The sequence below is a fragment of the Streptomyces xantholiticus genome (assembly GCF_014651015.1).
Taxonomy (GTDB): Bacteria; Actinomycetota; Actinomycetes; order Streptomycetales; family Streptomycetaceae; genus Streptomyces; species Streptomyces xantholiticus.
Genome location: NZ_BMWB01000001.1, coordinates 861143 through 874508, shown reverse-complemented (window position 1 = coordinate 874508; position 13366 = coordinate 861143). Strand labels below are relative to the sequence as shown.

Below are 13366 nucleotides of genomic sequence, written 5' to 3'. Positions count from 1 at the left end.
CACCGGTCGGTGCCGCGAGCTCACCCCGACGCGCGGACGAGACCCGTCTCGTACGCGATGATCACCAGCTGGACCCGGTCACGGGCGCCGAGCTTGGAGAGCAGGCGGGTCACATAGGTCTTGGCCGTGGCGACGCTGATGAACAGCGTCTGGGCGATCTCCGTGTTGGACAGCCCGCCGGCCACCAGCGTCAGCACCTCGCGTTCGCGGTCGGTGATGCCGGTGAGCTCCCGCCTCCGCCCGGTGCCCGGGGGACGCGCCGCGAAGTCGCGGATCAGCCGGCGGGTCACGGCAGGCGCGATGAGACCGTCGCCGGCCGCAACGATCCGTACCGCCGCCAGAATGTCGTCCAGGGCCATGTCCTTGACCAGGAAACCCGCTGCTCCGGCGCGCAGCGCGCCATAGACGTAATCGTCGTCGTCGAAGGTCGTCAGGACGATCACATGCGTACCGTCGAGCTGCTCGGTGATCCGCCGGGTCGCCTCGATGCCGTCCGTGCCGGGCATACGGATGTCCATGACGACCACGTCGGGGCGCAGGGCCTCGGCCAGGGCGAACGCCTCCGCGCCGTTGCCGGCCTCGCCGGCCACCTCGATGCCCTCGGCATCGGTGATCACCATCTGGAGCGCGGCGCGGACCAAGGGCTGGTCGTCGGCGAGGACGACCCGCACCGTCATCGCACACCTGCCGGGAGCGGCAGCCGCGCCGCGACCCGGAATCCGCCCTCGTCGCGCGGACCGGCGGCGAACTCGCCGTGCAGGAGCCCCACTCGCTCCCGCATCCCGACGAGGCCGTACCCGGTGTCCGCCTTCTCCCCGTGGCCCCGGCCGTCGTCGACGACCTCGATCAACAGTTCGTCGTCGCCGCAGTCCAGTGTCACCCGGCACGCCCGGGTGTCCGCGTGCCGCACCACATTGGTGACCGACTCCTGGACGATGCGGTAGGCCGACCGGTCGATCTCCGGTGGCAGGGGCCTCCGTTCGCCCAGCCATCGCACCTCGACCCGGACACCTGCCGCCGTCGTCGACGCCGCCAGCCGGTCCACGTCCGCCAGTCCCGGCGCCCGGACCGGCCCCTGGTGCAGGCCGCCGTCGACGAGCTCCGCCTCGCGGAGCGCGCCGAGCATTCGCCGCAGCCCGGCCAGCGTCTCCCGGCTGGTGCTCTCCACCTCGCCCAGCGCCTCCCGCGCCCGCGCCGGCTGCGTGTCGATGACGCGCCGCGCGGCACCGGCCTGGAGGGCGACGATGCCCATGCTGTGCGCCACCATGTCGTGCAACTCCCGTGCGATGTGCAGCCTTTCGTCGGCGACTGCCTGCGCGGTGGCCTGCTCGCGCAGCTCGTCGGCATGGACCCGCGACTGGTGCGCGGACGTACCCATGAGCCAGGCGACCACGGCCGTGAGCGCCACGGCAAGCTCCGAGGAGGTGCCGGTGTTCCAGCCGCTCAGCCACCGCGTGGCCAGAAAGCCGGCCAGCGTCCCGAGCGCCATGACGACGGCGATGCCGCCGGTGCGGCGTGACCGGGCGGCGGCGATGAAATAGAGCGCGACGTCGACGGCCAGGAACTGCGCCAGCGGAATCTCGCCCACGCTCAACGGCATCGTCCCCGTCACGGCCGCGGCCAGCAGCCGGCCGACTGCGGCGAGCGGCCGACGGCTCAGCAGACGGCTGCCGTCCAGTGCCAGGGCCGTCGCCAGCGCCAGGAACACCAGGCCGTCCCACCGGTAGAGCACCACCCCGGCGATCACCGCGGGTTCCTCCTCACCGGGCAGCCGGAGCCGGATGAGGAATGTGAAGACCAGGCCCGCGCACCAGGCCAGTGCCGTCCAGACGCCGGGCGGCGCGCTCCACCAGGGCTTCGCGGGCGAAGTGCCCTCGGACAAGGGGGAAGGCGGTGTCGCGGACATGGCGTGAGCGTAGACGGCGGCAGCCTGCCCCGGAATCGGACCAGGGGTGTACAACCACGGTCGACACGGACCACCGCGAATGTCCGCCCCGGCCCGATGCCGGATGCCGTCCGGCCGGGGGAGCGTTGGCCGCATGATCGAGGTCAACGAACTGACGAAGCGATACGGCGGGACCACGGCCGTGAAGGACATGACGTTCACCGTGCGCCCGGGCCGGGTGACCGGGTTCCTCGGCCCCAACGGTTCCGGCAAGAGCACCACGCTGCGGATGGTGCTGGGCCTGCACGCTCCGACCACCGGCACGGTTACCGTCGGCGGCCGGCCCTTCCGGTCCCGGCCGAGGGGTCTGCGCCACGTGGGCGCGCTGCTCGACGCGGGCCATGTGCACGGCGGGCGCAGCGCGGCCGCCCATCTGGCGGCGCTCGCCCGGTCCAACCGCATCCCGCGCGACCGGGTCGAGACGGTCCTGGAACAGGTCGGACTCGCCGGCGCGGCGCGCCGGCGGATCGGCGGTTACTCCCTCGGGATGCGGCAACGGCTCGGCATCGCGGGTGCGTTGCTCGGCGATCCACCGGTGCTGCTCTTCGACGAGCCGCTCAACGGGCTCGACCCGGAGGGCGTGAAGTGGGTACGCGGGTTGTTCCGGGGGCTGGCCGCCGAAGGGCGCACGGTGTTCGTCTCCAGCCATCTGATGTCCGAGATGGAGCACACCGCCGAGGAACTGATCGTCATCGGCAGGGGCGAGCTCATCGCCGCCGAGAACCTCAGGGACTTCGCCGCACGGGGGAGCGGCGCCGGCGTCACCGTCCGCACCCCGCACGGCGACCGGCTGGGGTCCCTGCTCACCGGCGAGGGCGCGACCGTCCGTACGGAGGGCGACCTGCTGACCGTCACGGGACTGACGGCGGAACGCATCGGCGAACTGGCCCTCGACCACCGGATCCTGTTGCACGAGATCACCACCCGCACCGCATCACTGGAGGACGCCTTCATGGAACTCACCGCCGACAGCGTGGAGTACGCGGCAGGAGAGACCCGATGACGACCGCGCTCGCACCGCACGCGGCGGAACCCCGCGCCCGATTCCTCGACCTCGCCGCCGCCGAGTGGCTCAAGCTGTGGTCGCTGCGCTCCACCGGCTGGGGCCTGCTGGTCGCCGCCCTGGCGGTTCTCGCGTTCAACGTGGGCAAGACCTGGGACAACTACCGGTACTGGCCACAGGACGACCCCGGGTACGCGGACCGGTTCATCGCCGACGGGATCCCGCTGATGCACGCGTTCGGCACCGATGCGGGCACGGTGATGATGCTGGCGACCGGCGCGTTCGGCGCGCTCGCCGTGACCGGTGAGTACAGCACCGGGCTCATCCGCACCACGTTGGCGGCCGTCCCCGCCCGCAGGTCGGTGATGGCGGCCAAGGTCTGTGTCGTCGCGGCGGTCATGACCGTCTTCGGCGCGGTCGTCGCCGGGGTGTCGTTCGCCTCCACCCAGGCGATCCTGTCCGCCAAGGACGCCGGCGTCGCCCTCGACCACCCAGGGGCTCTCCGCGTGATCGTCGCCTCCGCGTTCTTCGCCCCCGTGTCCGCACTTGTCGGTGCCGCAGTCGGCACGCTGATCCGGCACGGCGCGGGCGCGGTGGTGGGAAGTGTCGTGCTCCTGCTGCTGCTCCCCCTGGTCCTCAGCGACGACCGCCATTGGTCGGCCGTCCTCGTACACGCGTTGCCGTACGCGGCCTGGAAGCGCCTCGTCGACATCCCGTACGCCACGGAAGGGGTCCCCTACCCGTGGTCGGTCGGCGGGGCGTGGACCGTCTATGCGGTCTGGGCGCTCGCGGCGGCGGTCGTGGCGGTGACGACGGTGCACCGCCGCGACCAGTGAGCCGGGCACGCTGTGACCGTGTGCGAAGCTGCGGCCATGATTCTTGAACCGAGCGATTACGTAAGGCGGTTGCCCATCGGGGAGCGGATTCCGTTCCCGGCCGAGGGCATCCCGTTCTGGGAGGTCTTCCCCTACGAGGGAGACCTCCGGATCAAGGTCCTGGACGAGCCGACGCTGCCCGAGCCTCCACGGCACGGCGAGGCGGGGGCCGAGGAGTGCGAGGCCTGCGGCAGCCCGGACAGCGAGTTCCTGTGGACGGACGCCCACTGGCGGCTCGGCGCCGACCCGGAACCGGGCGCACTCCCCGCGACCGTCCTGCTCCAGCCGCGCGGCCACTACGACCTGCACGAACTGCCGCCGGAGCGCGCCGCCGAGCTCGGCGGGATGCTCCAGCGCGTGGAGCGCGCGATCAGGGCATTGGGCGGCGTCGCCCGGGTCCACGTCAACAAGTGGGGTGACGGCGGCGCGCATCTGCACATGTTCCTGATCGCCAGGCCGGAGGGCATGATGCAGCTGCGCGGCACATGTCTGCCGCTCTGGGACGACGTGCTGCCGAAGGTGCCGAAGGACGTCTGGCAGGACACCAATCGCCGCATCGCCGAGGCCATGGCGACGGACGGGGGCACCGCCCGCGTCTGACGCCCGAGCGGGCGGAGGCGAAGGCCGGCACCTGGGCTTCGCCCCCGAGTCGGACCGGCGGCGGTCGCTGTTACGTGCAACCGGACGTCGTCTCCGTCTCGTTCGGGGATGCCCCGCTGCCGGTGGTCGGCCTGGCCCCGACGGGTCGGCGGCCGATGCGGTCAAGGGTGACCACCCGCCTGTCACACCTACGGGTGGTCATATGCCAAATGCATATCCGGAAACGCTGGTGGTCTCTAGCGTTCTGATCGCCGGACGCCACCGAGATCCGCCCGCTCGAACGCAGGGGCGACCGTCTTCCGGATCCTGGGCGTCCCGTTTCCCGCGCCCTCGTCCGTGGAGGCCCGCGATCGGATCCGCCGACGGCGCATCCGCCGAATACTTCACCGAACTGCTGGAGATCGGCCTGGGCGACAGCCCGGCCCGGACTGTCTGGAGGAAGTTGATGAGCAGGGGAACGTTCTTTCCCGGCCGGGGCACCATCGTCGAGGAGTCCTACCTCAAGGGCGTCGAAGAGGGACGAGAAGAAGGCCTGGAGGCCGGACGGGTCGAGGCGCGGGCGCAGATGATCCTCCGCGTTCTCGAGAAGCGTCAGATTCCGACGCTGGCGAGTACCCGCGAGCGCATCGCCGACTGCGCCGACCTGGAAACCCTCGACCGATGGCTGGACCGTGCCCTGACCGTCACCGATGCGGAGGACCTGTTCCTCGACGGCTGAGGGGGCGGAGAGCTCGGTGGCTCACCGGAAGGACCGGTAGAGGCCGTCGGGGTCGGCGGACGCCGCCTCGGCGAACTCCTCGAAGTCCATGTTGGCGATCGACAGATTCGCATGGATGTCATGGACGCCGGACGGAGCCGTCCGGAACTCGCGAGGCGGCGGAGAGTCGATGAGCTCCTGGTAGTAGGCCGGGTCGAGGTCCGCTTCCTCGGTGTCGATGTCGAGCGCCAGCAGCGCGCGGTGCTCCGACCGCATGGTCACGCCGTCGGCGAGGAACACCACGCTCAGGTCCTCGTCCCGGCGGACCGCGGGGAGGATCTCGTCGGGGTGGCATTCGCCCAGACGGGATCGTCGACGAAGTGGACCCCCGCCTCGAACTCGCCGTCGTCACCCCACGGCTGGGCGAGATCCGCCATCACCGCGTGCCAGGCGGCCTCGCTGCCGTAGTCGGTCCTGATGACCAGGGCGTCGAACTCGTCGGGCCCGACGATCTCGGGCAGCTTCGGTACAGGGACGCTCGTCGCCGACATGATGGTGCTCCCGTCTCCGCGTCTGCTGCCGTGATGATCTGCCGTGCTCACTGTAGAGGCACCCCGTCCGGGTCGGGGTGACTCGAGGAACGGGAGGCGTGAGCTGCCCCCGGGTGCGCAGGCGATCGCCGATGCTGCCCGGCCCCGACACGCTGGCCGGGCAGGGCGATGCCGGCCTGCCGGGCCTGGAGTTCGGAGCGGACCAGTTCGAGCAGGCGGCCCGTCCAGTTGCGGCCCTGGCCGGTGTCGTTGCCCCAGTAGCCCGAGTCGGAGTCGTCGTAGACGATGGTCGCGTCGCCGGTGGCGAGGAGGATCTCGGCCAGGTCGGGATGCTGGGTGTACTTGGCGCGCAGGAGGGACGTCATGACGGCCGTGCGGGCGTGCTCCCAGGCGGGGCGGCGGGCGGCCTTGGCGGTTAGCCGCCGCGCCGCGTACAGGGTGTCGGCAGCCAGGACGGCAGCGCGTATGTCGTTGTCGGTGACCGACACGGCCCAGTAGGCATGGGCGACGGACGGGTAGGTGACACCGTCGATGTCGACGGGCGCCGGGTAGTCGTTGCGCAGCCCCACGGTGCCCGGGTCGTCCGTCCGCTCCTTCGGATACGACTGGTAGAGGTGGACGGCCGGGGCGAATGAGGTGGCGGGCCCGTCCGCCGGGGTGCGGGGGGAACGCCCGGCGGCCGACCGAGCCCGCTCCTCGAAGTAGGCGATCGCGTCGTCGTAGTCCTCCTGCGTGAGCGGCTCGTCGGACCAGTCCTCGAGCTCGCCGCCCGGCCCGGCGATCAGCGCCTGGAGCGGCCAGTCCTTGTTGTCCATGTCACCGAGGGCGTAGTGGCGCTGCGTCTCGGGGATCGCGAGGTAGGCGGCGCGGGCGGCGGCCCGGTTCTCCTCGGTCCGGTCGGCGAGGAAGACGTCGACGGCGGCCAGACAGCGGGCCGTCGAGTCGGGGCGACCGTTCAACTGCTCGACCGTGTCCCGCACTTCGGCCAGCAGCAGCTCGGGCGTCAGCCAGGCGTGCGGCTCGGCGAACTTCCAGGCGGCCAGGCCGTGCGCGGACACGCGTGCCCCCTCCGGGAACGACGTGGCCACCCATCCTCGGCGCAGCTTCTCCTCGAACTCGTCGAGGGTGACGAAGCCCCAGCAGTCGACGATCCCGTCCGCGAAGATGAACAGGTCCGTGAGGAAGTACTGGCCGCCGTTTCGGATGAAGGCGTGCCGCCAGGTGCCGGGTATGCGGACGCCGTCCGCCATGCGATGGGTGATCCGGTTGCCGATCATCCCGCCATTCTGCCGCGTGGGTCCGACACCCGGTCAGGTGCTCGACCATGCACCCCCGCGAGAGCTGAACATTCGTCAACGCGTCTATGTACAGCGGAATTTACTTCCGGTAACTTACCGGAGAGTAAGAACATGTGTCCTACTTCACGCACGGGGGAGTCATGAACCGGAGAGCCGCCGGCCTGTTGGCCACCGCTGTCGTCACCGCCCTCACCGTCGGCACGGCACCGGCAGCGACGGCCGCACCCACTGCCGGCACACAGACCGACACCAGGGCGTCCGACCCGTTCTACCGCTACGACGGCAGCAAGCCGCTGTCCTCGTACAAGCCGGGTGACGTACTGAAGAAGCGCACGCTGGACTACCACATCCTCGGCATTCCGACGCCGGTGAAGGCCATCCAGCTGCTCTACCGCTCGACCGACGCCCAGGGCCGGCCCTCGGCCAACGTGACCACGGTGGTCCGCAGCCACAAGAGCGACGGCAGCAAGGCCGTGTCGTACCAGTCGTTCTACGACTCCCTCGACCCGGAGGACGGCCCCTCCCGGGCCATCGCCGGTGACGTCTCCCTCGGCGGCCTCATCGCCAACGCCGAGGCCCTCGTCATGGCGCCGCTGCTGGGCAAGGGTTATGACCTCGTCATCCCGGACACCGAGGGCCAGAGCGCCGACTTCGCGGCCGGCCCGGGGTACGGGACGTACACGCTGGACTCGATCCGGGCGAGCACCCGCGCCGCGGAGACCGGCCTGCACGGCGCCACCAGGTTCGGTCTGTTCGGCTATTCCGGCGGGTCGATCGCCACCAACTGGGCGGCTGCCCTGGCCCCCGAGTACGCGCCCGAGGTGAACAGGCAGCTGGTCGGCTTCGCCGAGGGAGGGCTGCTCGTCGCCCCGGCGCACAATCTGAAGTACGTCGACGGTGCCCTGGTGTGGAACGGCGTGATCCCGATGGCGGTCATCGGCGTCTCCCGCTCGTACGGCATCGACATCAAGCCCTATCTGAGCGAGAAGGGTCTCAAGGTCTACAAGGAGCTCGAGTACGGCTCGATCCTCGATGCGCTGGGCCACTACCCGGGGATGACCTGGAAGCAGTTGGTGAAGCCGGAGTACAAGGATCCCAACTCCATTCCGGCCTTCACCGAGGCGGTCAACAAGGTCAACCTCGGCCAGGCCGCCACCCCGACCGTCCCCGGGTTCATCGGGCAGGGGAACGCGGGCCGGCTCGAGGGAACGTTCAACAACCCGCCCGGCATCGGCAGGGGTGACGGCGTCATGGTCGCCGGGGACGTGCGGGCACTGGCCCGCCAGTACTGCGCCACCGGCAACAAGTCGATCAAGTACGAGCAGTACGGCCTGCTCAGCCACGTCGGCGCCATGCCCCACTGGACGCTGCGCGCGATGGCCTGGCTGGACGACCGCTTCGCCGGCGAGACCGCCCCCACGAGCTGCGGGAAGATCCCCGCGGGCAACTCGCTGGAGCCGGAGAAGCCGACCGTCACGAAGTGACCGGCCGGAGCGCCGCAGTGCAGCCCCGCCGTGCGCGGGGCTGCACTGCGCACACAGCCGATTCAGGCGATGCCGGCCGAGGCGAGGCGCACGAAGGCCGTCCAGGCGGTGGGCGCGAGGGCGAGCCGGGGGCCGTCGGTGACCTTGGAGTCGCGGACATGGACGGTGGTGGGGCAGGTGGCGACCTCGACGCAGTCGTCACCGGAGCCGCTGCTGTAGCTGGACTTGTGCCAGGCCAGGGCGACCTCGACGCAGGAGTCGCCGGAGCCGCTGCTGTAGCTGCTCTTGAACCAGGCCAGTTCGGTGGTGCTGCTCATGCCGCTCCTCGCATCTGCCGCAGCAGGCTCAGGGAGTCTGGGAGGGTGAGAGCCTGCGATCGCATCCTGGCATACCGCATCTTGAGTACGCTGACCACTTTGCGGTCGGTGATGAACTGCCCGCTCTCCTGTCCCTCGCAGTAGGCCAGCCACCGGTTGTCGGGGGTTTCCAGGAGCCGCATGGGGCCACCCAGTCCGGCATGACTCTCGCGTACCACCGGCATGAGCTGGAGCTCGATGTTGCGGCGCTCTGCCAGCCGGATCAGATGGTCCACCAGCTCCCGTGTGGTGCGCTGACCGTCCAGCTGCCTGCGCAGCAGATGCTCCTCGACGATGAAGCTGTACGCGGTGTTGGGCCGCTCCGTCAGCAGCCGCTGCCGCTCCTTCCGGGCCGTCATCTGCGCCTCGATCTGCTCGTCGCCGAGCGGCGGCAGCTGGTCCCGGAACAGCCGCAACGCATACGCCTCGGTCTGCAACAAGCCCGGGATCAAACGGCATTCGTACGTATACAGGCTGACGGCCTCCGCCTCCAGCTGTGCCCAGTGGCGGAACCAGCTCGCCAGGCCCGGCTTCCGTGACAGATGCCGTGCGGCACCCTTCAACGTGCCGAACGCGTCGAGCACCTCCTCCGCCCGGTCCACGAAGTCCACCGGCGGGAACCGCCTGCCCTGCTCGATCGACGCCACCGTGGGGAGCGAGTACCGCACCAGCGGCGCGAACTCCTCCTGCGTCAGTCGTGCCCGTTTACGGAAGGCCTTGACGACCTCCCCGAACGACTTCAGGCTCTCCGACACCTCGGGTTCCCCGCCCGATGTGCTCGCTGTCTCCGTCATCTGCGGCCCCTCCCGCGCTTCCCGGCGGCCCTGTACAACTGCGGCAACTCACCCATGGTCACGCTGGGTTACTCGTACTGTCCACCCTGAGCACCCGTACGCTGACTCTGCGTACGAGTTCCTGATCTGGCGGAATGCGGCCACCGGCCGCCACGGTGGCCGTATGCAACCACCGATGGCGCCCCAACGGGCCGGTACCGTACGTGTGTTCACCCAGCGCTTCAGTTCCACTCCGCTCGGCGCGCGGCTCGCCCGGCATCTGGCCCTGCACCAGCTCCACGCCTGGGGCGCCCCGCACGGTTCGGACGCCTCCGACACCGTCGCGCTCCTCGTGGCCGAGCTGGCGGCGAACGCAGTGACGCACGGCCGCGTGCCGGGCCGGGACGTCGAACTGCGGCTCACGCGCACGCCGGACATGCTGCGCATCGAGGTCTCGGACACGCGCGGCGAGCGCCGGCCCCCCGCGCACCTCACCGTCCCGCGTCCGCTCGCCGACAACGGACGCGGGCTGCTGCTCGTGGAGGCGCTGGCGGACCGCTGGGCGGTGCTCGACCGGGTGCCGGTGGGGAAGACCGTGCGCGTGGAACTGGACCTGAACGGGCCTGCGGTGCCCTGACGGCCACGGCGGGCACGCGAAATTCGGCTGCGGCGAGGTGTTCGATCCGCCCACACTGGGCGGACCCGATCTCCCGAGCCCCGAAGGAACACCTCCGCGTGCAGGCTGCCGTCACCGTGACTCCCGCCCAGATCCCCGAACTGCTGCTGGGGCTCGCCACCGTGCGGCCCGTGTTCCTGTGGGGAGCACCCGGGATCGGGAAGTCGTCGCTGGTGCGGAGGTTCGCCGAGTCGCTGGGTCTGGAGTGCGTCAGTCTGCTGGGGACGCAGCTCGCGCCCGAGGACCTGATCGGTGTGCCGCAGATCCGTGACGGGCGGTCGGTGTTCTGCCCGCCGGAGACCATCGCCCGTGACGAGCCGTACTGCCTCTTCCTGGACGAGCTGAACGCCGCCACCCCCGATGTCCAGAAGGCTTTCTACTCGCTGATCCTGGACCGGCGGATCGGATCGTACGAGCTTCCCGCCGGGTCGATCGTCATCGGGGCCGGCAACCGGGCCACGGACAACGCGCTGGCGCGGCCGATCGCTTCCGCGCTGGTCAACCGGCTCACCCATGTGCATCTGCAGGCGTCGGCGGCGGACTGGCTGGTGTGGGCGGGGGAGCACGGCATCCATCCCTGGGTGACGGACTACCTCACCGACCGCCCCGACCACCTCTGGTCGCAGCCGCCCAAGACCGAGGAGCCGTTCTCCACGCCCCGCTCCTGGCACATGCTCTCCGACGCCCTGCACTCCTTCGGGTCCGGCCTCGACGAGGAGACCCTGAAGGTGGTCGTGCACGGCACGCTCACGCCCGCGCACGCCGTCTCCTTCTGCGGCTACGCGAAGATCGTGCGCCACACCTTCGGTATCGAGGCGATCCTCAAGGGCGACGCCTCCTGGCCCAACCGGCTCGAGGACCGGGACCTCCTCTACTACCTCGCGGAGGCGTTCCGGGGACGGCTCGTGAAGGAACTGCCGCGGCAGAAGGAGCACGTCTCGCCGTCCCTGCGCCAGACCGCGTACCGGGCGAAGTCGCTGCTCGTGCAGCTCGCCGAGATCTCCGTCGAGGTCGCGCAGACCGTCATCGCCGACGACGCCGACGGCCGGCCGGTGCTGCCCGCCTGGTTCCTGGTCGAGGCCGCTCGGGACATGCCCAGGCTGGTCGAGGCCCGGCGGTGAAGGCCGGGGCGGGCGGGAACACGGGCGGGAAGAAGGGCAAGCCGGACCCGGCCACGGAGGCGTTCGCGGCGGGACTCGCGCTGGTGAAGCGGAACCCGGCCTTCGCCGCTGTCGAGGCCGACTTCTGCCGGCAGGCCAAGTGCGTCGCGACCCCGGCCGGGGGCCTTGCGGCCGTCGACTCCAACGGCGTCGTCCACGTCCACCACACCAAGCGGGCGGAGCCGGCCCAATGGGCCTGGACGCTCGCCCACTGCCTGCTGCATCTGGGCTTCGGCCATGTGCCGGCGGCCAAGGACAGACGGCGCGAGCAGCCCGACCGGTTCGACCTCGCGGCCCGCTGCACGGTCGTCAACCGCTTCCTGCTCACCTTCCCGGTCGGCAGCCCTCCGGGCCACCTCCCCGAGACATATCCGGGCGGAGACGAGGAGCAACTCGCCGCGCGCTGGCGGCGCGACGGCATTCCCGCCGCGTACGAGCACTGCGGTACAGCGGGCGAACATGCCGACCAGGTGCTGACGGCATGGGGGGAGTGGAACGGCACCGTCCCCGACTGGGAGACGGCCTTCGCGCACGCCCTCACCCGAAGCGTGTCCGCCGCCATGGACGTGGCGGGCGGTCGCCGCGACCGGGTCACCGGCGAACGCGTGCCGCAGCGGCCCTGGCACCGAGCGCTGAACTGGTTCGTCTCCTCGTACCCGCTGCTCGGCGGACTCGCCGCCGGCCTCAGCATCGTGGCCGACGCCGAGCTGGCCCGGGCGCAGGGCATCTCGATCGCCGCCGTGAGCTCCACCGCCGGCGAGATCTACATCAATCCGCTGCGCACCTTCACCGACGAGGAATGGCGCTTCATCCTCGCCCACGAGATGCTGCACGCCGCTCTGCGCCACGGCGAGCGCTGCGGCGCCCGCGACCCGTACCTGTTCAACGTCGCCGCCGACTACGTGGTGAACGACTGGCTCGTACGCATGCACGTCGGCGACATGCCCGAAGGGCTGCTGTACGACCCGGAGTTGAAGGACCTGTCCGTCGAGGAGGTGTACGACCGCATCGCCACGGACCTGCGCCGCCGGCGGCGTTTCGCGACCCTGCGCGGCAAGGGCTCGGGCGACATCCTCGGCGAGCCGCTGCCCCACACGGCGGCCCGCCCGTACATCGACCTGGACGACTTCTACCGGCGCGGTCTGGTCCACGGCTTCGACCTGCACCGGTACGGTGAGCGCGGTCTGCTGCCCGCCGGGCTGGTCCAGGAGATCCGGGCGCTCGCCCACCCGCCCGTGCCGTGGGACGCGCGGCTCGCCCGCTGGTTCGACGAGTACGTGCCCCGGCCCGAGCCCGTACGCTCCTACGCGCGCCCGGCGCGCCGGCAGGCCTCCACGCCGGACATCCCGCGCGCGGGCCGGTACTTCCCTCCCGAGGAGACGCCCCGCTGCACCTTCGGCGTCGTGCTGGACACGTCGGGCTCGATGAACAGTGCCCTGCTCGGCAAAGCGCTGGGCGCCATCGCCTCGTACGCCGAGGCCCGCGACGTACCCGCCGCGCGGGTCGTGTTCTGCGACGCGGCGGCGTACGACGCGGGCTATCTGCCCCCGACCGAAATCGCCGGGCGGGTACGTGTGCGCGGACGCGGCGGAACCGAACTGCAGCCGGGGATCGACCTGTTGCACCGGGCCGACGACTTTCCGCCCACCGCCCCGGTCCTCGTCATCACCGACGGATGGTGCGACATCCTGCGCATCCGACGCGAGCACGCCTTCCTGATCCCCCAGGGCGCAGCCCTGCCGTTCACACCCCGCGGCCCCGTCTTCCGGCTGACCTGACGCCGTCGTCGTCCCCAGCTCGCGCGTCGTCTCGAACGTCACAAGGCCGGGCCGCCGGCTCGAAGACGACGGCTCGAAGGCGACGGGGCGGTGGCAGGCGCAGCGGACGCCCGATGTCGCGCGGGTCGCTCAGGATCCCCCGTCCATTCAACGTGTTCCTGGGAAATAGG

The 13366-nt window shown here is 70.9% G+C and carries 13 protein-coding genes and 1 pseudogene; 8 read left to right on the top strand and 6 right to left on the bottom strand.

What is annotated here, in order from left to right; all coding sequences use genetic code 11:
- Positions 1–20: 20 nt before the first annotated feature.
- Together IE198_RS04120 and IE198_RS04115 are read right to left on the bottom strand one after the other, a co-directional pair.
- Positions 21–677 (bottom strand): response regulator, encoded by a 657-nt coding sequence (locus IE198_RS04120; RefSeq protein WP_189882632.1) that lies wholly within the window; start codon positions 675–677, stop codon positions 21–23.
- Positions 674–1906, bottom strand: coding sequence for a sensor histidine kinase (locus IE198_RS04115; RefSeq protein ID WP_189882630.1), 1233 nt, complete (start codon positions 1904–1906; stop codon positions 674–676). Before IE198_RS04115 ends, IE198_RS04120 begins: the two co-directional genes overlap by 4 nt.
- A gap of 133 nt (positions 1907–2039) precedes the next feature.
- On the opposite strand from IE198_RS04115, the gene IE198_RS04110 reads away from it, so the two are divergent.
- The 4 genes from IE198_RS04110 (at position 2040) to IE198_RS04095 (ending at position 5141) form a co-directional block, all read left to right on the top strand.
- The gene (locus IE198_RS04110; protein ID WP_189882628.1) at positions 2040–2948 is read left to right on the top strand and encodes an ABC transporter ATP-binding protein; all 909 of its coding nucleotides are present in this window, start codon (positions 2040–2042) and stop codon (positions 2946–2948) included.
- Positions 2945–3784 carry an ABC transporter permease gene (locus IE198_RS04105; RefSeq protein WP_189882626.1) on the top strand — a complete coding sequence of 280 codons (840 nt, stop codon included), beginning with the start codon at positions 2945–2947 and terminating at the stop codon, positions 3782–3784. The genes IE198_RS04110 and IE198_RS04105 overlap by 4 nt, the downstream gene beginning before the upstream one ends.
- A gap of 36 nt (positions 3785–3820) precedes the next feature.
- Entirely contained in the window at positions 3821–4423 is a 603-nt protein-coding gene (locus tag IE198_RS04100; RefSeq protein WP_189882624.1) for an HIT family protein, read from the top strand.
- 445 nt (positions 4424–4868) lie between these two features.
- Positions 4869–5141, top strand: a complete 273-nt coding sequence (locus IE198_RS04095; RefSeq protein ID WP_189882622.1) for an RpnC/YadD family protein — start codon at positions 4869–4871, stop codon at positions 5139–5141.
- Between the two features lie 21 nt (positions 5142–5162).
- Here IE198_RS04095 and IE198_RS34950 read toward each other — a convergent pair.
- A pseudogene (locus tag IE198_RS34950) lies at positions 5163–5557 on the bottom strand (DUF6924 domain-containing protein).
- Positions 5558–5718: 161 nt separating this feature from the next.
- Positions 5719–6948, bottom strand: coding sequence for an NADAR family protein (locus tag IE198_RS04085; protein WP_189882620.1), 1230 nt, complete (start codon positions 6946–6948; stop codon positions 5719–5721).
- Positions 6949–7109: 161 nt separating this feature from the next.
- Between IE198_RS04085 and IE198_RS04080 the strand changes: the two genes are divergently transcribed.
- Entirely contained in the window at positions 7110–8453 is a 1344-nt protein-coding gene (locus IE198_RS04080) for a lipase family protein (RefSeq protein ID WP_189882618.1), read from the top strand.
- Between the two features lie 62 nt (positions 8454–8515).
- Here IE198_RS04080 and IE198_RS04075 read toward each other — a convergent pair whose 3' ends face one another.
- Together IE198_RS04075 and IE198_RS04070 are read right to left on the bottom strand one after the other, a co-directional pair.
- A complete protein-coding gene (locus tag IE198_RS04075; RefSeq protein WP_189882616.1) occupies positions 8516–8770 on the bottom strand; it encodes a DUF397 domain-containing protein in 255 nt (84 codons plus the stop codon).
- Complete coding sequence (locus tag IE198_RS04070; RefSeq protein WP_189882614.1) at positions 8767–9603, bottom strand: helix-turn-helix domain-containing protein; 837 nt, start codon at positions 9601–9603, stop codon at positions 8767–8769. Before IE198_RS04070 ends, IE198_RS04075 begins: the two co-directional genes overlap by 4 nt.
- 163 nt (positions 9604–9766) lie before the next feature.
- Here IE198_RS04070 and IE198_RS04065 point away from each other — a divergent pair, with 163 nt between their 5' ends.
- The 3 genes from IE198_RS04065 (at position 9767) to IE198_RS04055 (ending at position 13196) form a co-directional block, all read left to right on the top strand.
- On the top strand, positions 9767–10219 hold the full coding sequence (locus IE198_RS04065; RefSeq protein WP_189882612.1) for an ATP-binding protein: 453 nt from the start codon (positions 9767–9769) through the stop codon (positions 10217–10219).
- 98 nt (positions 10220–10317) lie between these two features.
- Positions 10318–11379 (top strand): ATP-binding protein, encoded by a 1062-nt coding sequence (locus IE198_RS04060; RefSeq protein WP_189882610.1) that lies wholly within the window; start codon positions 10318–10320, stop codon positions 11377–11379.
- Positions 11376–13196, top strand: coding sequence for a vWA domain-containing protein (locus IE198_RS04055; RefSeq protein WP_189882608.1), 1821 nt, complete (start codon positions 11376–11378; stop codon positions 13194–13196). The genes IE198_RS04060 and IE198_RS04055 overlap by 4 nt, the downstream gene beginning before the upstream one ends.
- The last annotated feature ends 170 nt before the right edge of the window (positions 13197–13366 follow it).

Excerpts from the sequence above, each read along its gene's own strand:
- IE198_RS04085 (WP_189882620.1), bottom strand. The coding sequence starts at position 6,948 with ATGATCGGCAACCGGATCACCCATCGCATGGCGGACGGCGTCCGCATA.
- IE198_RS04095 (WP_189882622.1), top strand. The coding sequence starts at position 4,869 with ATGAGCAGGGGAACGTTCTTTCCCGGCCGGGGCACCATCGTCGAGGAG.
- IE198_RS04065 (WP_189882612.1), top strand. The coding sequence starts at position 9,767 with ATGCAACCACCGATGGCGCCCCAACGGGCCGGTACCGTACGTGTGTTC.
- IE198_RS04080 (WP_189882618.1), top strand. The coding sequence starts at position 7,110 with ATGAACCGGAGAGCCGCCGGCCTGTTGGCCACCGCTGTCGTCACCGCC.
- IE198_RS04120 (WP_189882632.1), bottom strand. The coding sequence starts at position 677 with ATGACGGTGCGGGTCGTCCTCGCCGACGACCAGCCCTTGGTCCGCGCC.
- IE198_RS04075 (WP_189882616.1), bottom strand. The coding sequence starts at position 8,770 with ATGAGCAGCACCACCGAACTGGCCTGGTTCAAGAGCAGCTACAGCAGC.
- IE198_RS04115 (WP_189882630.1), bottom strand. The coding sequence starts at position 1,906 with ATGTCCGCGACACCGCCTTCCCCCTTGTCCGAGGGCACTTCGCCCGCG.
- IE198_RS04070 (WP_189882614.1), bottom strand. The coding sequence starts at position 9,603 with ATGACGGAGACAGCGAGCACATCGGGCGGGGAACCCGAGGTGTCGGAG.
- IE198_RS04110 (WP_189882628.1), top strand. The coding sequence starts at position 2,040 with ATGATCGAGGTCAACGAACTGACGAAGCGATACGGCGGGACCACGGCC.
- IE198_RS04100 (WP_189882624.1), top strand. The coding sequence starts at position 3,821 with ATGATTCTTGAACCGAGCGATTACGTAAGGCGGTTGCCCATCGGGGAG.
- IE198_RS04105 (WP_189882626.1), top strand. The coding sequence starts at position 2,945 with ATGACGACCGCGCTCGCACCGCACGCGGCGGAACCCCGCGCCCGATTC.